The organism is Hydrogenophaga sp. 5NK40-0174 (assembly GCF_040372165.1).
Taxonomy (GTDB): domain Bacteria; phylum Pseudomonadota; class Gammaproteobacteria; order Burkholderiales; family Burkholderiaceae_C; genus Hydrogenophaga.
Genome location: NZ_BAABWG010000003.1, coordinates 604,329 through 622,033 on the forward strand (window position 1 = coordinate 604,329; position 17,705 = coordinate 622,033).

General features: G+C 61.8%; 22 protein-coding genes. 17 read left to right on the forward strand and 5 right to left on the reverse strand.

The genetic code is table 11. The features are described 5' to 3' along the window. Positions 1-35: 35 nt before the first annotated feature. The 10 genes from ABWV89_RS12435 (at position 36) to ABWV89_RS12480 (ending at position 6,850) form a co-directional block, all read left to right on the forward strand. Positions 36-206, forward strand: a complete 171-nt coding sequence (locus ABWV89_RS12435) for a hypothetical protein (protein ID WP_353397135.1) — start codon at positions 36-38, stop codon at positions 204-206. A gap of 32 nt (positions 207-238) precedes the next feature. Continuing rightward, complete coding sequence (locus tag ABWV89_RS12440; RefSeq protein WP_353397137.1) at positions 239-703, forward strand: AAC(3)-I family aminoglycoside N-acetyltransferase; 465 nt, start codon at positions 239-241, stop codon at positions 701-703. A gap of 4 nt (positions 704-707) precedes the next feature. After that, positions 708-1,775 (forward strand): histone deacetylase family protein, encoded by a 1,068-nt coding sequence (locus tag ABWV89_RS12445; RefSeq protein ID WP_353397139.1) that lies wholly within the window; start codon positions 708-710, stop codon positions 1,773-1,775. A gap of 296 nt (positions 1,776-2,071) precedes the next feature. Next, on the forward strand, positions 2,072-2,371 hold the full coding sequence (locus ABWV89_RS12450) for a hypothetical protein (RefSeq protein WP_353397141.1): 300 nt from the start codon (positions 2,072-2,074) through the stop codon (positions 2,369-2,371). A 259-nt stretch (positions 2,372-2,630) separates the two neighbouring features. Then, positions 2,631-3,320 carry a hypothetical protein gene (locus ABWV89_RS12455; RefSeq protein ID WP_353397142.1) on the forward strand — a complete coding sequence of 230 codons (690 nt, stop codon included), beginning with the start codon at positions 2,631-2,633 and terminating at the stop codon, positions 3,318-3,320. A 216-nt stretch (positions 3,321-3,536) separates the two neighbouring features. Next, positions 3,537-4,088 (forward strand): hypothetical protein, encoded by a 552-nt coding sequence (locus ABWV89_RS12460; protein ID WP_353397143.1) that lies wholly within the window; start codon positions 3,537-3,539, stop codon positions 4,086-4,088. A gap of 149 nt (positions 4,089-4,237) precedes the next feature. After that, positions 4,238-5,845, forward strand: a complete 1,608-nt coding sequence (locus tag ABWV89_RS12465; protein ID WP_353397144.1) for a hypothetical protein — start codon at positions 4,238-4,240, stop codon at positions 5,843-5,845. 49 nt (positions 5,846-5,894) lie between these two features. Next, the gene (locus ABWV89_RS12470; RefSeq protein ID WP_353397146.1) at positions 5,895-6,251 is read left to right on the forward strand and encodes a PH-like domain-containing protein; all 357 of its coding nucleotides are present in this window, start codon (positions 5,895-5,897) and stop codon (positions 6,249-6,251) included. 114 nt (positions 6,252-6,365) lie between these two features. Then, entirely contained in the window at positions 6,366-6,605 is a 240-nt protein-coding gene (locus ABWV89_RS12475; RefSeq protein WP_353397148.1) for a hypothetical protein, read from the forward strand. Between the two features lie 2 nt (positions 6,606-6,607). Continuing rightward, positions 6,608-6,850: a hypothetical protein gene (locus tag ABWV89_RS12480; RefSeq protein ID WP_353397150.1), complete on the forward strand. Its 243-nt coding sequence runs from the start codon at positions 6,608-6,610 to the stop codon at positions 6,848-6,850. A 119-nt stretch (positions 6,851-6,969) separates the two neighbouring features. Here ABWV89_RS12480 and ABWV89_RS12485 read toward each other — a convergent pair whose 3' ends face one another. Beyond that, on the reverse strand, positions 6,970-7,926 hold the full coding sequence (locus tag ABWV89_RS12485; RefSeq protein ID WP_353397152.1) for a Tim44 domain-containing protein: 957 nt from the start codon (positions 7,924-7,926) through the stop codon (positions 6,970-6,972). A gap of 328 nt (positions 7,927-8,254) precedes the next feature. Here ABWV89_RS12485 and ABWV89_RS12490 point away from each other — a divergent pair, with 328 nt between their 5' ends. The 6 genes from ABWV89_RS12490 to ABWV89_RS12515 all read left to right on the forward strand — a co-directional run bounded on the left by ABWV89_RS12490 (position 8,255) and on the right by ABWV89_RS12515 (position 13,520). After that, entirely contained in the window at positions 8,255-8,866 is a 612-nt protein-coding gene (locus tag ABWV89_RS12490; RefSeq protein ID WP_353397154.1) for a hypothetical protein, read from the forward strand. 126 nt (positions 8,867-8,992) lie between these two features. Further along, on the forward strand, positions 8,993-11,164 hold the full coding sequence (locus ABWV89_RS12495) for a PhoX family protein (protein ID WP_353397156.1): 2,172 nt from the start codon (positions 8,993-8,995) through the stop codon (positions 11,162-11,164). A gap of 163 nt (positions 11,165-11,327) precedes the next feature. Then, a complete protein-coding gene (locus ABWV89_RS12500) occupies positions 11,328-11,954 on the forward strand; it encodes a YdeI/OmpD-associated family protein (RefSeq protein WP_353397158.1) in 627 nt (208 codons plus the stop codon). Positions 11,955-12,001: 47 nt separating this feature from the next. Then, a complete protein-coding gene (locus ABWV89_RS12505; protein ID WP_353397159.1) occupies positions 12,002-12,427 on the forward strand; it encodes a GFA family protein in 426 nt (141 codons plus the stop codon). 137 nt (positions 12,428-12,564) lie between these two features. After that, the gene (locus tag ABWV89_RS12510) at positions 12,565-12,978 is read left to right on the forward strand and encodes a DUF4260 domain-containing protein (RefSeq protein ID WP_353397161.1); all 414 of its coding nucleotides are present in this window, start codon (positions 12,565-12,567) and stop codon (positions 12,976-12,978) included. A 92-nt stretch (positions 12,979-13,070) separates the two neighbouring features. Continuing rightward, positions 13,071-13,520 (forward strand): SRPBCC family protein, encoded by a 450-nt coding sequence (locus ABWV89_RS12515; protein ID WP_353397163.1) that lies wholly within the window; start codon positions 13,071-13,073, stop codon positions 13,518-13,520. Positions 13,521-13,666: 146 nt separating this feature from the next. Here the strand turns inward: ABWV89_RS12515 and ABWV89_RS12520 are convergent, their stop codons facing one another. From ABWV89_RS12520 to ABWV89_RS12530, 3 genes are read right to left on the reverse strand one after another with little or no spacing between them, the layout of a single operon-like run. Next, positions 13,667-14,239 (reverse strand): glutathione peroxidase, encoded by a 573-nt coding sequence (locus ABWV89_RS12520; protein ID WP_353397165.1) that lies wholly within the window; start codon positions 14,237-14,239, stop codon positions 13,667-13,669. A 56-nt stretch (positions 14,240-14,295) separates the two neighbouring features. Further along, positions 14,296-15,630: a sensor histidine kinase gene (locus ABWV89_RS12525; protein ID WP_353397166.1), complete on the reverse strand. Its 1,335-nt coding sequence runs from the start codon at positions 15,628-15,630 to the stop codon at positions 14,296-14,298. Further along, a complete protein-coding gene (locus ABWV89_RS12530) occupies positions 15,627-16,295 on the reverse strand; it encodes a response regulator (protein WP_353397535.1) in 669 nt (222 codons plus the stop codon). Before ABWV89_RS12530 ends, ABWV89_RS12525 begins: the two co-directional genes overlap by 4 nt. A 163-nt stretch (positions 16,296-16,458) precedes the next feature. Here ABWV89_RS12530 and ABWV89_RS12535 point away from each other — a divergent pair, with 163 nt between their 5' ends. After that, a complete protein-coding gene (locus ABWV89_RS12535; protein ID WP_353397167.1) occupies positions 16,459-17,322 on the forward strand; it encodes a DUF6544 family protein in 864 nt (287 codons plus the stop codon). Here ABWV89_RS12535 and ABWV89_RS12540 read toward each other — a convergent pair. Then, the gene (locus tag ABWV89_RS12540) at positions 17,310-17,687 is read right to left on the reverse strand and encodes a cupin domain-containing protein (protein WP_353397169.1); all 378 of its coding nucleotides are present in this window, start codon (positions 17,685-17,687) and stop codon (positions 17,310-17,312) included. The two genes, ABWV89_RS12535 and ABWV89_RS12540, sit on opposite strands and share 13 nt — an antisense overlap. Between the last annotated feature and the right edge of the window lie 18 nt (positions 17,688-17,705).

Genomic DNA, 17,705 nt, shown 5'->3' on the forward strand with positions numbered 1-17,705 from the left:
TGCTCTTCATTCATCAGATGAACGAAAGCAATTGAATGCTGGAGCTGTTTCAGGATTTTCTGGGGACCGTCATCGGGAGGCTGATCGTCTTTGGTGTACTGGCGCTTCCGTTCATGGCATTGTTCGGGTACTGGGGTCTGCTTCCGGCGAGGCGAAGGCGCCGGCCGGATGCACGCCAGCCTGATTCGCACCCGGATGACGACTGATACCTGAAGACGGCAAGACGCCGCATCCTCTCATGACTGACATTCACCTTCTTCAGCCCGACGATGTCGACCTGATGAATGCCTTGCTGCAGATGTTTGGCGAGGTGTTCGACGATGAGCAGACCTACACCGCCAGGCGTCCCGGTCAGGCCTATCTTCGCCAACTGCTCAGCGGGGACTCGTTCATGGCCCTGGTGGCCATGGATGGCGAAGCGGTGGTGGGGGGGCTTGCTGCCTATGAGCTGAAGAAGTTCGAGCAGGAGCGCAGCGAGGTCTACATCTACGATCTGGCCGTCAGGTCTTCGCACCGGAGGCAGGGCGTGGCGACGGCCCTGATCGGTCGTCTTGGTGCGATCGCCGCCGAGCGCGGCGCATGGGTGATGTTTGTCCAGGCCGACACTCAGCCTGAAGACGAGCCTGCCATTGCCCTGTACACCAAGCTGGGTGTGCGGGAGGATGTGCTGCATTTTGATATTGGCGTCGGTAAGGACGATTGACACCATGCGTATCTTTGTCAACGGGACGCATGCGGTGCATGCTGGCCAGCAGGAGATGTACCGGGGGCGGCTGGTGCCATGCCACGAGGTGCCGCAGCGGCTCGACCACGTGCTGGCAGAACTGGAGCGGCGGCCTCTGGCGGCGCTGGAAGCTGCGCCTCCGCCATCGCGGGCGGTGCTCGAGAAGGTGCACAGTCCGGCGTATCTGCGGTTTCTTGAATCGGCCTGGGCCGAATGGTTGGCGCTGGACCCGGCCAACCAGGCCAGAGATGCCTTTCCATCGGTCTGGCCGGTGCGCGGGTTTCGCCATGACCGGGAGCCGCTGAACTTCGCTGCACGCATGGGCTTGTACTCCTTCGACACCGGAACCCCGCTGACGGCAGGCACTTGGCAGGCGGCCTGGGAGGGTGCCGGCTGTGCCATGGCCGCCGCCAGGGCCGTTGGCACCGGCGGTGATGCGGCGCGTGCAGGTGTGGCCCTGACCCGGCCGCCCGGGCATCACGCAGGCCACGATTTCTTTGGGGGCTATTGCTTCATCAACAACGCTGCAGTGGCGGCGCAAACACTGCGCGAGCTTGGCGCAAAACGGGTGGCGGTGCTCGATGTCGACTACCACCACGGCAACGGCACCCAGAGCATCTTTTATGGACGCAGCGATGTGCTCACCGTTTCCATCCACGGAGACCCGGTGACCGAATACCCGTTTTTTCTCGGTCATGCCGACGAAACCGGAGAGGGCGACGGGGTGGGGTGCAACATCAATCTGCCCCTGCCCGTGGGGACCGGCACGGCAGACTGGATGCATGCACTCGAGGCAGGCGTGCAGCACATTCGCTCGCACGGTGCGGAGGCGCTGGTGGTGGCCCTTGGCGTGGACACCTTCGAAGGAGACCCGATATCGAGCTTCACGCTGGCCAGCGACGACTACCTGGCCATCGGCCGCAGGCTGGAGGCCATGAAGCTGCCAACAGTGTTCACACTGGAAGGTGGGTATGCGGTTGAAGATTTCGGCGTCAATGTGGTCAATGTGCTGGATGGTTTCCGGGCTGCTGCGGTTGCACGGGCGACGTGATGGTGTCGCGGCGCGCCGACGCGGTTGCGCGCGGATACACGAATGGGGCAAGCCTTGGCCATCATGTAGTACGAGATCATCTAGACTGACGCCTTTGTGCACCACCTGCGCGCCGGTCTTGACGGCTGCCGTGCAGTTCGATCATTCATATGCAAATCCAAACTCGCTTACGCGTCACCTCAGGCGGTGCAGGTGCAGACTTTCTGGGCCGGCTTGCACGACGTCTGCAGCGGTGCTTCCACGAACGCTGACGAACCGCATCGTTGACAGCGGTGTCCGAAGCACCGGCAACACACATGAAGCCCCGGCACCTGCTGACCTTTGCCGTCCTGGTCATGGCCGCCATTTGCGCGAGCCTGGGCTGGATCGGCATCGTCGACCAGCATCTCACCACCGGCGGGAGGGGTGGCATCAAAACCCAAGAAGGCTTGAGCGCTGTGATCTCCGGGTGGTTGTGGATGGCGGCCGCTTTGGGGTTTGTAGGCATATCAGTATCGGCATCGGCCTGGCGCAATCTGTTGTGGCTCGGCCTGGTACTGCTGTACCTGGTGGGGCAGGGGGTCTACTGGATGTCGCCTTATGCGCCGCCACTGTGATTTGAAAGCGGCATGATGAGGGCGCCCAGAGTGACTGAGCAGGCCGCGGCGACAGTGCCGGGGTGCGCGGGCGTGACAGGCGTCACACACCTGCAAACGGCTTCGTTGGTGAAAGACCACGAAATGCTTGTCCCCTGGCAAGTCTGGCAGTGCAGTGACTGCCCAATGGGCCGCCGTGCACCTAAACTTCTCGGCGGTAGCAATTTGCTACATCACACTCATCTACTAACAACACACGGATAAACAAAGGGGGAATTCCATGAACCGTCTGTTCCGTCTGGGCGCGCTGTTGACCGTGGCCGCCAGTGCCTTGCTCGCCGGTTGCGCGACGCGCCTGCCCATGGCTTTGTCGGAAGGCAAAGCCCCCAAAGAAGACAAAGTGACCGTGCTGATGCACGTGTCTCTGGCCAACAACTACAAAACCCGTTACCAACCGAAGTTGATCGTGGCCCATTTCGAAGTGCCGAACGCGGATTCCAAGGAGCAGCGCTTCAACTTCCAGCCCGATGAGGCAGCCACACAGATTCCTCCCGAGACCGATGATGAGAAAGTCATGCCTCACCAGTACTTCCTATCCATGGAGCTGGACCCGGGCGAATATCTGTTTGGTGGCATGTCGTCCATGGCGCAAGCTTTCCCTTTCATCGGGCATTTCCACACGCCAATCATGCAAACCTTGTCCTTCAAGTCGCCTGGCGTGTTCTACATCGGTCACGTCAATGCGGCTGTGCGCGAACGCAAGGATGACGAGCCGCGTGCCGGTGGCGTGATTCCGGTGCTGGACCAGGCGGTGACAGGTGCCAGTGGTGGTGCGTTTGACGTGGAAGTTTCGGACGACTGGGATACCGTACGCAACAAATTCGTGATGGTTTACCCGTCACTGGAAAAGGCAGAGGTGCAAAAGCAAATCTTGCCCGCATGGGACCGCAAGCAGGCGTACCCTGAATAAAGAACATATCGCCTCAGAGCGATGCGTCAGGCCCCCGCACGATGTGCTGGGGCTTTTTTTTGTTTGGGTGCTTAGACATTTCCATGTGATCGCCGGCGAGCGGCAAACGATGCGCATCGCGGCGTCGCACGGAAGCCATGCCCCCAAAGAAGGGGCATACGCACCGGCCAGATTGCATCAGAATGGTCCGGTTGCCGGAATCGACAGGAGACTGCCATGAGCTTCAAAGCCTTTCTCGACGCCGCCAAAGCCATCATCTCGCTGGGTGCCTCCACCAATGCCGCCGCGCGGCATGAGATACGCGAAGTGGTAGGCAAGCTGGGCGACGAGCTGGACCGTGCCCTGGTCCTCACCGATTCCTACCTGGTCGGCGCCAAGTTCTCGGAGAACGATGGAGAGCTGGCCAAGTACCTGGCCGACGTCGATGGCAAGCTGATGGGCAGCTACCACGAGCACCACATCTGTGCCGGCCTCTATCAGTTGGCGGACAAATTCGACCAGGTGTTTGATCCCACGCGCTTCAGTGTGTCGATCACCCACTACGCCGAAGTGCCGCGGCTCATCAACGAGCTGAAGAATGGCGAAAGCGTGGTGCTGGACGACCTGCGGGACATCGCTGATCTGCTGCGATCGTATTCCTCCCATTTGCTGTCCGGCACCATGTCACGAGATGAGGTGCTCGCCGCTGTCGAGACGCATCGGGTGGACATCTCGCGCTACCGCAAATCGATCCGAAGCAAGAAACGGACGTTGCTGAACAAACTGTGAGCGATGGTGGTGGTGGTGGTGGTGTTGGAGCCACGGACAGTGGCCGCGTCACCGCTGTGCAGACGGTAATATGGTGATTCGCGCTTGCGCACGAGCAGCTTGGCTCGTTGGGAAGCTGTCATCAGAATGCACAGGGGAGTCGAAGACGCATGTCGATGCACGAGATAGAGGATTTGGTGGAGGACTCGGTACGGCTGGTGGATCGTTCGGATCTGAGCCGTCAGGACAAGATCTCCCTGCTCAACGCCTTGTACCGCTACCAGGAGTTGTTCGATACCAGTTACACCCATTTCAGGGTGATGGACATGTTGCTGGCGTCCGGCTATGTCAAACGCATGGCGCTGGCCGACCATCCTGACTACTCCACGCATGCGGCTGAACTCGAAGCCTTGATGGAAGGCGAAGAGGAAGGCGACTGGATTCCCGCGAGCATGGAAGCGCCAGATGCAGGCGGCGTGTACGCGCAAAGAGAGTCCGGGCAGGTGTTTGTCTATTGCGAAGCGGGAGATACGTGCTGGAGGCGCCTGAAGGCGGCGGGTCAGACCGGCGATGTGCCTGCGCCGATGCCCATGACGGTGCCACAACTGGTGCGGCAGATGACAGCCTTGTCTGAAAGCCTTGGTGAGACGTCGTTGCTGCTGACGTGGTGCTCGGCTTTCGCGGTCCAGGTGCTGGAGGGCGATCTGGGTGCCGAGCAAGGGGTCAAGCCGGCGTTGTCGGCGTGGCTGAACGACGGGGATCTTCTGGCCATACGTGAGCGCATGACGGCGCATGACTGGCCCAAAGCGGCGCGCAAAAACAAGTCGTTTCCCGTACCGGCGCTGTCCAGCGAGCTGCGCTACGCCAACTCTCTCGAGCAGGCCTTCAAGGCGAGACTCGTCCTGGAATCTGGCCGGTCGCCAGACGACTTGCGACAGGCCTATGAAAAAGAGCTGAAGAAAGAAAGCGCGCTGGTCGACCGGCTGCAGAGCGTGAGTGACATCCTGGGTGACCACTTCAAGGCAGAAGACTGGCAGCTGGCCTGGGCGGAGGTGGATGCCGAAGGCGACGAATCGCGCTGGCTGTGGTTCACAGATGAAGCCGCTGATGAAGCCACTGATGACGGCGCGCCAGGCGGCGGGGCGCAGCATCGCTACCTGGCGCTGGCGTCCTACAGCAAGCGGGACAAATGGCTGGACATCACATTGGCTGTGCAGCATGCGAAGATCTTGAAATGGCAGCAACGCTCGCCCGACACGAGCATGAAAGGCGTGCATTTCTACAGCCAGCTGCCCATGCTGCTCGACACCGATTGGGTGGATGCCAACAAGAGCATCAATGGCCTGTGTACCTGGGACCTGAAGCCGGGCGCCAGCCAGAAAGTCTGGACCCAGCGGCTCAAGGAAGTGGTCAGTGTCCTGCCCGAAGGCGTGGCGGCCTTGAAGGCGTTAGTCCATGGCGAGTTTCCCCGGGCCACACTCGCGCGAGGCTTCGATGCCATTCTGGATGCGCTGGACACGGACGGTGCCATTCCCGACCACATCATCTTCCAAAGCTCCTTTTCCTATGGCCTGGTGTTCTATTTCGACGCGCTGGACAAGAAGCAGCCGGCTCAGGCCGAGCACTATCTCCAATGGATAGAAGAAAAGGTCACGCCCCGGATGCGGGAGCGCAATGACTGGTGCCGCAACGAGCTGGGGCCGTTCCTGGACGCTGTGAAGAACGGGGCGTCGCCACCCATGCCTTTGCTGGCTCACCCCAAGTACAGTCTTTTCTGAGGGCGCCTGATTCGGCGCGGACATTTCCCTTCTCAAGCGGAGAGCCTTCTTGATCGCAACAGAATTCAACGGCAAGTACTTCGGCACGGAAGTCGAAGGCAAATGGTGGAAGCGCTGTACCCGCCACGGCCTTCTGGCCCGTGGCAATGGAAAACTCAGCATCGACGATGAATCGATCTGCTTTCACCGCCTGCTCACGCGCGAGCCAGTCCGCATCCGGTTTGACGAAGTCGTTGGGGTTGAGGAGGACCGCTGGCATGCCGGCCAGTGGGGCGCCAGAAGTCGGGTGTTGAAAGTCATCTGGCAACGCGATGGCAAGACACTGACGTCAGGGTTCTCCGTCTCCAGCGGGTTCAGTGCGCTGATGTTCAATATCCAGTGCCGGCTGGCCCAGGCGTCGGAATGAACGTGCGACTGTGACCGCGTTGATCTGTCGTTGATTCGCTTGCAGAATGTCCTTGCCGGTGAACGAAGCTGAAGGCCTCGATCACCGCGCAAGGCAGATGACGGAGCACCGAACATGAAAACCATGACATGCAGACAGCTTGGCGGCGCATGCGACGAAGCGTTTCAGGCCAATACCTTTGACGAGATGGCCGAGCTGAGCAAGCAGCACGGCATCGCCATGCTCAAGCAACAGGACGCTGCACACCTGCAGGCCATGGGTGAGATGCAGTCGCTCATGAAAGACCCTGCCGCCATGCAAGCGTGGTTTGAACAACGCAAGGCCGAGTTCGAAGCACTGCCGGAGGACGCTTGAACATGTTGCGAACAGCTCTGTTGGCCTTGCTGGTACTGGTGCTGGCCTTGCCGCTGGCGCTGGTCACCACCATCGCGCTGATGCCGGCCTGGTCGTGGCTGGAAGCGAGCGCCGGCATCGAATCGGTGGGGCACTCCGGACCCGCTGGCTGGTGCTACGTGGCGGTGTATCTGCTGTTTTCGGCGATCGGGGTCGCGACGGTCATTTGGCAACAGAAACAGCGGCGACGCCTTTCGGGCGCATGAGTGTCGCAAGGTGACATTGCAGTGCGTTACGGTGCATGCCATGTGACGCGACCCAAACGAACAAGGGGCGCCTGCTGGAGACGCCCCTTGTTGATGGAAATGGTTCGAGCTTTCGGGGATCAGTTTGGCTGCTGAATCCCGGCCAGCATCCATCCGGCGGCACCACTCACAGGCTTGGTCAGGTGCCAAATCTCGTCAATGCCGGCGGTGGCACCGTCTTCACGCAACTGGCCGGTGAAGCGGACGCTGGCGATGTACAAGGCACCTTCTTCGACGACTTCGAATACCTGGGCATTGAGGTCGAGTACTTCGGTCGATTGCGTGACGCCCTGGCGGTCTCGGATGTCCATTTCGAATTCGGCGTACATCTCGGGCGTGGTGAAGGCCTTGAGGTCCTGCAGGTTGCCAGCATCGTTGGCGGCTTGCAGGCGGATGAAGTTGACCTTGGCCTGGCGTTCAAAGGCAGCCGTGTCAAAGTCGGCGGGAATGTTGACCGCCGTTCCTGTGGACGCTGCTGCGGCTGAGCCGGTCAGCCCCGATCCGATACCTTGAAACCCGCCCGCTGCGCCAGTGCTGCCGGTGCCGGAAGGTGCCTGGCCAGGTGTGGCCGACTGGCGGAAGGCGTCCAGTGGTGAGCCGGCTGACTGGCCGCCAAAGCCCTGGCCCATTCCCTGGCCTGCGCCTTGGCCGGCCATGGCCATGCCGCTGCGTTGGCGGGCAAACATGCGGAACAGCATGATGGCGCCGCCAACCAGAAGCATGATCAGCAGCACAGAGCCAAATCCTTCACCCAGGCCGAGCGAGGACGCCAGGGCCGCCAGGCCAAGGCCTGCTGCCAGGCCCGCCAGAGGGCCGAGCCATCGACTCTTGCTGGATGCGGCCGCCGCTGCGCCGGTGGCCGGGCTGTTGGCGTTGGTCGTCGGAGGCGTCTGCTTGGGAGTGGTCGGCGGTGGTGTGGCCTGACGCTTCATGCCCAGCGAGCGGCTGCCGCCCAGGCGTTTGGCTTCGGCATCAAAGGGTACGGCCGTCAAACCCACGGACAGGGCGATCATCAACACTGACAACAGTTTCTTCATTCTTTGGAATCTCCAGGTGCATTCATGGCGCCGGGAACCAGGCGAAAGCCAGGGACCCAGGGCAGGGGGGAGAGGTTAACAAACTTGAGATATCGAAAAAACATGAATAAATATGATGATTAATCCAATAAATTCGAAGTATCTGCCGGGCTACGCCGAGTTATTCCGAGCACGAGGGCTGGCGGCAGGGTGCGCGTAGAGTCTTGCCCTCTTTCGCTGAACGTGCACACGGGTGTAGGCTGGGCAAACGACAACCTCGGCCCAGGAAGCTCTCGTGACTGGTATCAGGATGCAGGATGCAACGGGCCGCCGATCAGGAGCGAGTGATATGGGGCAAGGAGACAAGCCGTGGTGGGCAGGCTTGGGTGGTCAGTGGCGCGGCGTGACGCTGGCGCTGGTGGCGGCAACGGCCGGATTGTGGGTCATGCCAGCGTACGCTGCCTTCGAGTTCGAAGGCAGGAAGACGGTGTATGCCGTCGCTGCCGATGGCACCCGAACGCCAGTGGCGGCGCTCCATTTTGAGAAAACCGGCCAGGCAGGACAAGCGACGTTCAAGCTGGACCTGGAGGTTGAGAAGTTCACCGACTTCTTCCTCTCCATGCGCGAATTCAAGTGCCTGCCCAATGACAAGGAAATCACCTGCTACGTGCCCTATCCCTATGAGCAGCCGGGCACGGTGCGGGCAGATGACCTGCGCTGGCTGGAGCACAGCTTGCTGTTCTTCTACAAGACGCCGGCCGAGTTCGGTGCCAACCTCTGGAACGGCCTTTACTTTGAATTCAAGGCCGACGGCAACGCGCTGGTGGGCGCACCGGCCGCGGTCGACTTGAACGAGATTTCCGCACCGCCTGAGGACTTGACGGTGCCGCCTTACAGTGAGGATCTCAGGCACGAGATGCCGGCCGATGCGCGCTGGATCAGGCAACTGGTGATCGAATAAAGGTGTGGGCTTCCGGCTGGATGGTTGTCATGAACCCGTCATGACGACTTCATGGAACCGTCATGAAGGCTCCGCATGATCGGGGGTTGCAACTGTTTATGACTGTTCAACCTTTTCAAAGCACCCATGAAGCCATCGCACCAGACGTCCGAAGTCGATTTCAACATTGAAAATTCCAACCCCACTGACAACCCCAGCATTGCCGAGGTACTGCAAGCCCGCCTGAGCCGGCGCGGTCTCCTGCGCAGCGCTGTGGGCGCGGCGGGCCTTGGCTCGCTGGCCGCCACAGGGCTGGCAGGTTGCGCCACGCAAGGCAGCGGACCAATGGCTCCCGCGGACAAGCTGGGATTCAATCCTGTTGCCAAGAGTCTGGCCGATGCGGTGGTGGTGCCGGAAGGCTATACCGCCGAGGTCGTGTACGCGCTGGGCGATCCGCTGACGGCCTCCACTGCGGCGTTCAAGAACGATGGCACCGATACCGCTTTCGAGCAACGCGCAGGCGATCACCATGACGGCATGGAATGGTTTGGTCTGGACGCACAAGGGCGACCTTCGGATGCCGCTGTGGCCCGCGGCCTGATTGCCATGAACCATGAGGCGACCACCGACGAAGAACTGACCTCATTCTTCCTGCACAGCGATGGCGGCACGGCCAAGCTGCCCCGACCGCCCGCCGAGGTGGACAAGGAACTCATGATCCATGGCCTGAGCGTGGTGGAGATGCAGACCGATGGCCAGCGCTGGGCATACCAGCAGGCCTCGCCATTCAACCGCCGCATCACGACCATGTCCGAGGCGGAGATCCATGGCGCAGCCCGTGGCAGCGAACACCTGGTCACCCGTTATGACACCACCGGCACAAAGGCCCGCGGCACGCTCAACAATTGCGGCGCAGGGCGCACGCCCTGGGGCACCTTCGTCAGTGGTGAAGAGAACTGGTTCGGCTATTTTCACCGAGACGAAAAGGACGACGCTGCCCGCAGCAACGACAAGCAGGTCACCGGACTGAACCGCTATGGGCGCAAGGCTGGAAAGGCCAGCCGCCATGGCTGGGAGAGCGCCGGAAAAGAAGACCGCTTTGCCCGCTGGAACAACAGTGCCAGCGGCGCGAGTGCCAGGGAAGACTACCGCAACGAGATGAACACGTTCGGCTATGTGGTGGAAATTGATCCTTACGACAGCAAGGCAGCGCTGCGCAAGCGCACCAGCCTCGGCCGACTGGGGCATGAGAACATCACCTTCGCCCGCCCCAGTGCTGGCAAGCCGGTCGTTGCGTACATGGGTGATGACGCCCGTGGTGAGTACATCTACAAATTCGTCTCCGACGCCAGGTGGAACCCGGCCGATGCCAGCGGCGCCAACCGCCTGGCGGCGGGAGACAAGTATCTGAACAAGGGAGTGCTCTACGTCGCGCGGTTCAACGATGACGGCACGGGTGCCTGGGTAGAGCTGTCACTGAAGAACCCAGCCGTCGCAGGCGATCAGTCGTTCGGGTTCAAGAGCGACGCCGATATTGCCGTGTTCACGCGATTGGCCGCTGATGCCGTCGGGGCCACCAAGATGGACCGGCCGGAGTGGGCGGGCGTGAACCCGAAGAATGGAGAGGTCTACATCACGCTGACCAACAACAGCAAGCGCACCGCCGAAGCCACGGACAGCGCCAATCCCCGCTTTTACACCGACATGAAGGGCGGCAAGGAACAGCAGGGCAACGTCAATGGACACATCATTCGCCTGGCCGAGGCGCAGCCGCATGACAGTGCGTTCCGCTGGGACATCTTCCTGTTTGCGTCCGAAGCCGGGGCCGATCGCGGCAGCGTCAACCTGTCGGGTCTGACGGAAGAGAACGACCTTTCTTCACCGGACGGGCTGGTGTTCAGCAAGGCCAGCGGCATTTGCTGGATCGAAACCGATGACGGTGCGTACACCGACAAGACCAACTGCATGCTGCTGGCGGCGCTGCCCGGACAAGTTGGTGACGGTGCGGAGAAAGTGCTGACCCATGGCGACAGGCAGGTGCGTACCCATGTAGGCAAGGCGCAGACGACGGCGACATTCCGTCGATTCCTGGTCGGGCCAAAAGGCTCGGAGATCACGGGCATCACCGAGACGCCCGATGGCAGGGCCTTGTTCATCAATATTCAGCATCCGGGTGAAAAAACCAGGATGGCCGATGTTGGCGACCCTGCCAAATATCAGAGCCAATGGCCGGCCAACGCCGGCTATGGCGCAGGACAGAGGCCACGCTCGGCCACCATTGTGATCACGCGAAAAGATGGTGGCGTCGTGGGGGCCTGAGCCTGAACGATCCGCGACCCGGTGCGGCGCAAGCAAGCGCCCCGGCATGACCGGGGCGCTTTTTGTTGGGAGCCTCCATCTTGGCAGGTGGGACACCACCGACTTGCTTTTGCTGTCTTTCGCCGCCATAGTCTTGAGGCGCGTGGTGCGCGGGAGCTGTGGCATGGCAATGATCAAGCGTGTGGATGAATTCTTTGCCCGGGGCTGCGGGCGGTGCGAGCGTTTTGACACGTCGGACTGCTCCGCCCGGCAATGGGAAAGCGGGCTCGCTGTGCTGAGGCAGCTGTGCCTCGATGCGGGGCTGGAAGAGACGGCCAAATGGGGGCACCCCACTTATGTGCATGCAGGGCGCAACATTGCGATTCTTGGCGCGTTCCGCGCGGACTTTCGCCTGAACTTCATGGATGCGGCACTGCTGAAGGACCCGAAAGCCGTGCTGCGCAAGCAGGGCGAGAACTCGCAGCATGCGAGCATGTTGTCATTTGCCTCGGCAGATGAAGCCAGGGCGATGGCGGCGACCATCCGGGCCTACCTGGCCGAAGCCATGGGCTACGCCGAGGCAGGCTTGAAGCCGCCGAAGTCTGAGCCCGAGATGCAGTGGCCTGTAGAGCTGACGGATGCCCTGGATGCGGACCCGGACATGGCGCAAGCGTTTCACCGCCTCACGCCTGGCCGGCAGCGAAGCTATGTGATCAACTTGTCCACTGCGAAGAAGCCGGAGACCCGCCTGGCACGGATGGGCAAGTTTCGCGACCGCATTCTGGCAGGCAAGGGCGCCAACGAACTGTGAGCGTGGCATTCACAGAGGCTTTTCCATCACCGGTCCTTGGGGGCGACATGACATCGAAAGCGACGACGGAACATCATCTGGGCGCTTGCCTTTGCGGCGGGGTGCGCTATCGGGTGCTGGGCGCGCTTGCAGCCGTTCAGGTTTGCCATTGCGCACAATGCAGGCGGGCACAGGGGAGCGCGTTTGCCACGAACATCCCGGTGGCCAAGCGTGACCTGGAGTTTCTCTGTGGCGAAGACCTGCTGCGCAGTTTTGAATCGTCGCCGGGCAAGGAACGGGTGTTTTGCAGCCGGTGCGGATCGCCGGTGCTGAGCAGACGGACGTCCAGACCGGACGTGGTGCGTCTTCGAGCCGGGTTGCTGGAAGAGCCGTTGGAATTGAAAGTGGATTTTCATTTCCACGTCGACAACGCCGCTTCGTGGTGGCCGATTGAGGATGATGGCCTGCCCAGGTATGGCGGATCGCTCACCTGAGCCGGCGAGCTGCCCGCAAGCTTCGGCTGAAACGTTTCGAGAAGAATCGATGCGCAGGCGCTGCCCGAAGATCGGCTGTTGCATCTAGGATGCGAGCGTAGTTCCTGTCCTCGCTGTCCTGTTCCTGTTCCTGTTCCATGTCTGACACGTCATTGAAAACCCCTCCGTCCACGGGCGCAGCCTCCGGTGGCGTCAAACTGGTGCTTCGGCTCGAAGGTCTGGCCATTCTGGTGGCTGCTCTGGTGGCATACCAGCACGCCGGTTTTGCCTGGAGCACGTTCGCCTGGTTCGTCCTGCTGCCGGATGTGTCCTTCCTGGGCTATCTGGCCGGTCCCCGCATTGGCGCGCTGAGCTACAACCTGGCCCATTCCTATGTCGGGCCGGTGTTGTGTCTGGCTGCCAGTGTGTGGCTGTCGGCACCGGTGCTGATGTGCGCTGCCCTGATCTGGCTGGCCCACATCGGTGTTGACCGTCTGTTCGGCTACGGGTTGAAATACACGCGCGGATTCGGGTTCACGCACCTTGGGCGTTTGGGCAAAACCACCTTGTGACCAGGGGGGGAAGGTCTTGTGCATGCTTGTCGATTCCGGTGCAGCTGCTTCGTCGACATCACGTGTACACCTTCAGGCCGGGAGCTATTTTCATGAAACGACTCACCTTCGAAATCACCATCGCTGCATCTCGCCAGGCGGTATGGGCTGCCATGATCGGTCCCGAAACCTACCAGGTCTGGACGGCGCCTTTTTGCGATGGGTCCCGCTTTGAGGGATCGTGGGAGCCGGGCGATCGCATCCGGTTTCTGGGGCCCGACAACATGGGCATGCTCTCGGAAGTGGCAGAGCACCTGCCGGCCGAGCGAATTTCTCTGCACCATCTGGGCATGGTGGACAACGGTGTGCCGGATACCAGCAGCGACATGGCGCGTGACTGGGCCGGTGCCTACGAAAACTGGCACTACGCGGATGTGCCGGGCGGCTGCCAGCTGACGGCCGAGGTGGATGTCTCGCCCAATTTCGAAGGGTTTGTCCTGGAGAAGTACCCCATGGCATTGAGTGCGCTCAAGGCCTTGTGCGAAGAGGGCGGGGCGCTCTAGGCGATCACGAGCTGGGGTGGGACGGCTCCCTTGAACTTGGCGTCGCACTCGACCAGTTGCCGTGTGTCAGTCCGACAAACGCCGCGATGGTCTCCGGCGTGCCGCCAAAGCCTGCGCGTTCGAGCCAGTGTGCGCAAGGGCTGGCGCTATGGCGTTTGCTTCAGCGCGGCCTCGATCGCCCGGGTCAGCTCGAGGCTCATGGGTTCGACCTGGCTGGCGTAGCTTATGACGCTCTTGCCGTCCCGGGCAATGAGGTACTTGTGAAAATTCCAGCCAGGCGCCACGCCGGTGGCCTCGGCGAGCTGTGCGTACAGGGGGTTGCGGCCAGGCCCTTTGACAACGCTTTTGTCGAACATGGGGAACTTGACGCCATAGGTGTTGAAGCAAAGATCGGCAATCTGCTCGGCATTGCCAGGCTCCTGCTTGCCGAAGTCGTTGGACGGAAACCCCAGGATCACCAGGCCTTGCGCTTCGTACTGGGCGTGTAGCGCTTCCAGTCCCTTGTACTGTGGTGTGAAGCCGCAATAGCTGGCCGTGTTCACCACCAGAATGACCTTGCCCGTGTATTGGCAGAGGTCCTGCGGCGCGTCGTCTTGCAGACGCGGGAAACGATGCGAGAGCAGCGCAGGGCAGCGGTCTGCGGCGAAGGCCCGGGGAAACCGGGTGCCTGCCGCGAGCGTGACAGAGCTGGTGAGCAGGTGGCGGCGCGTGAGATTCATGTTTGAATTGTCTGCCACTGACAAAGCCCATTTGAGTGCCATGGGCTGTGCACGGCTCAGGGCTTGGAAGCGGTCTGGTCCCCCGCGAAGCGAATCCGAACCGTGAGGCCGCCGCCGGGCGTGTCTTCGAGAGAAAGGGCGCCGCCAATCTGCTTCACGATAGAGTCCACGATCGCCAGGCCCAGTCCGCTGCCCGAAGAGTCTTCCGGCTCCAGGCGTGCAAAGCGCTGCAGCACCCGTGGCCGGTCGGCTGGCGAAATACCTGGACCTTCATCGATGACGCACAGTTCGGGTGGCCCCTCTTCATCGCGTCGCATCAGTACGTCAATTCGGCTGCCGCGCGGCGCATAGCGCAGTGCATTGCCGATCAGGTTGTCGATGAGTACCTGCAAGCCATGGGGGTCTGCCAGGACTGAATAGTCAGCCTGCACTTGCAGGCCCAGATCCACACCTTGCTGCTCGGCCTGTGCGGAGAACTGCGCCACGCATTGGCCTGCCAGCCTGGCCAAGGCAACCGGCTCCATGTCGGGCGCTGCCATGTCGGGCTCCAGCCGGGCCAGCAGGAGCAACTGGCGTGCAAGGTGTGAAACGCGGTCGATGCCGTGCTCAAGCTGAACAAGGGCGTCGAGCCGGTCTGCCTCGTCCCGCGCACGTCTGGCCAGCTGTGCGTGCAGTTTGATGGCCGCCAATGGTGTGTTGAGTTCGTGGGCAGCGTCGGCGACGAACTGTCGTTGGCTGGTCAGTGTGCGTTCGACTTTGCGCATCAGTTCGTTGAACGCCTGGCCCACTGGCGCCACTTCGTCAGGAAGCCTGTCGGTACGCAGGGGCATCAGGTCGTTGACTTCCCGTGCGGCGATCTCGGCCCGCATGTCGTTGAGAGGGACCAGTGCGTTGACGACGGCAGAGCGCAGCATCAGCGCCAGCACCAGCACGATGCCAATGGGCAGAAAGAGGCTGGGCAGCAATTCCACGAAGTCTTCCCGGCGCTTGCCCTCGGCCATCGCGACCTGGACCAGCTCCTGCTTTTCCCGCAGCGTGAAGACACGCCATTCTTCGTTGCGCCAAATGACGTGGTGGATGCCTGGCGTCTGCAACGGGGGGCCGATGTCGGCCAGGGATGAGTAGCTGAGTTGCCCGTCCAGCCGCCAGACCTGACTGACGAACTCGCCGAGGTCCGGGCGGTTTTCGTTGTCCAGACGCGGTGCTTCAATGGTGCCATGACGGGCAACCGACTGGGCAATCTCCTCAAGCCCGTGATCGCGCACCCGGTTGAAGCCTTTCCAGGCTGCGAAGTAGGCCACGCCAGCGGCGATGGCAGCTGTGACCAGCAAGGCGCCGAACTGCCACCGAAGCAGCCTGGAGCGGATGGACCGGACCTTGGGCGCTGTCATGCCGAATCCGGCGGTACGAGTTTGTAGCCGACGCCGCGAACGTTTCGGATCCAGTTGCCGCCGAGCTTTCGCCGGAGGTTGTGAAGATGAACTTCCACCGCGTTGCTGCCGATGTCCTTTTCCCAGCTGTACATGCGTTCCTCCATCTCCTCCCGGGAACGCACGGTGCCTGGCGTCTCCATCAGAATGTGCAGCAGGTCAAATTCCTTTTGGGAGAGTTGCAGGGGCTCGCCGTCGAGGGTGACATCGCGGGACTGCGGCTGCATCGTCAGGCTGCCGGCCTTGAGGTCCGGGGTGGCACGGCCCCCTCGCCGACGGACCAGCGCGTGCATGCGGGCAATCAGTTCATCCAGGTCGAAGGGTTTGGTCAGGTAGTCGTCGGCGCCCAGGTTCAGCGCGCCTACACGGTCTTTGATGGCGTCTCGCGCGGAAACCACCAGAACGGGCAAAGGGTTCTCTGCCTGCCGCATGCGCTGCAGCAACTTGAGCCCGTTCTGGCGCGGCAGGCCGAGGTCGAGCAGGAGCAGATCGTAGGTGTGCGTGGACAGCGCCGTCTCTGCAGACTCGCCATTGCGGACCCAGTCGATACGCATGCCGGCCTGCTGGAGTGCGCGCTCTACGCCAGATCCGAGGAGCTGGTCGTCTTCCGCAAGAAGCACCTTCATCATGGGCGCAAGTGTAGGCCTGTTTTGCCTTGACAGATACGGCCTGTGGCGGCGGGCTGACATCGGCCATACTCAGCATTTGGGTAGAGAATAGGCGGTGGTTCGGTGGCGAGCCACTTCGCAATGGCGGGCGGGTGAAAACCCCGGCCGCAAGGAGCCTCGAATGCGCTGGTTCTTGCTGATTCTGGTGGTGGTGGCCCTGGTCGCCGCGGGACTGACATGGCGGCGCTGGGCAGACCAGCGTCTGGCCACACGAACCTGGACAGGGCTGACAGGTCGTTCGGGCCTGTGGCGTGCAGGCGAAGTCTATGAGCCCTCCATGGTGGACGGGTTGCCGGCGCCGGCGCGGCGGTACTTCCAATACGTGATCCAGCCGGGTGCACGCCTGACTTCGACGGCATTGCTCACGATGGAGGGCACTTTGGATCTGGGCGACAAGCGGAACCCGAAGCCCCTGTCCATGACCGCCACACAGGTCCTGTCGTGTCCGCACGGCTTGGTCTGGCAGCTGCGCGGAGGCGACGGGGCCATGAGCATTTCTGGCTCTGACGGAATGGGCGACGAAGGCTCCTGGACGCGTTTCTGGCTGGGCGCATTGGTGCCGGTTGCGCGCGTCGGTCCGGACCCTGACCACCTTCGTGCCGCGTTTGGCCGTGTGGTGGTAGAAGCCGCCATCTGGACGCCTGCTGCCTTGCTGCCGCAAGCAGGGGTCCGCTGGGAGCGGGTTGACAACGACACGGCGCGTGCGCATGTCACACACCGCGGCATGACGCAGGCCGTGGATATCCATGTCGACGAGGATGGGCAACCACAATGGGTGCGGATCCAGCGCTGGACGAACGCCAACCCGCAGAAGGTGTACCAGTTGCAGCCGTTTGGCGGCTTTGTTTCGGATTTTCGGGAGGTGGACGGCTACCGGCTGCCGTTTGCTGCCGAGGCCGGCAACTTCTTCATGACCGACGACTACTTCCCGTTCTTCCAGGTGCGCCTGCACGCGATCCGTCTGCTGACGGCTCAGTCTCGCTGAAGCTGCTCTTCGATGGATCGGGTCTTGTCCGTGGACTCGCGGCCGGTGTGCAAAGTGGATTTGCGCTCGAACAGCATGATCAGGCATTCGTTTTCCGCCACCGGGTTGTGCCGCACCCCTTTGGGCACGACGTACATGTCACCAGCGTTCAGCTCGACCGCGTCCATGCCTTCGAGTTCGATCCGCAAATGCCCCTTGAGGACGAGGAACAGCTCGTCTTCGTCGTCATGGGCGTGCCAGGCCAGCGTGCCATGGACTTTGGCCACTTTGACATAGGCGTCATCGACGGCGCCCACCACGCGTGGCGACCAGGTGTCCGTGAGTTGACTGGCAGCGGAGATGAGTGAAACGACCGGGTTGTTCATGTCTGTCTTTCGGCTGGA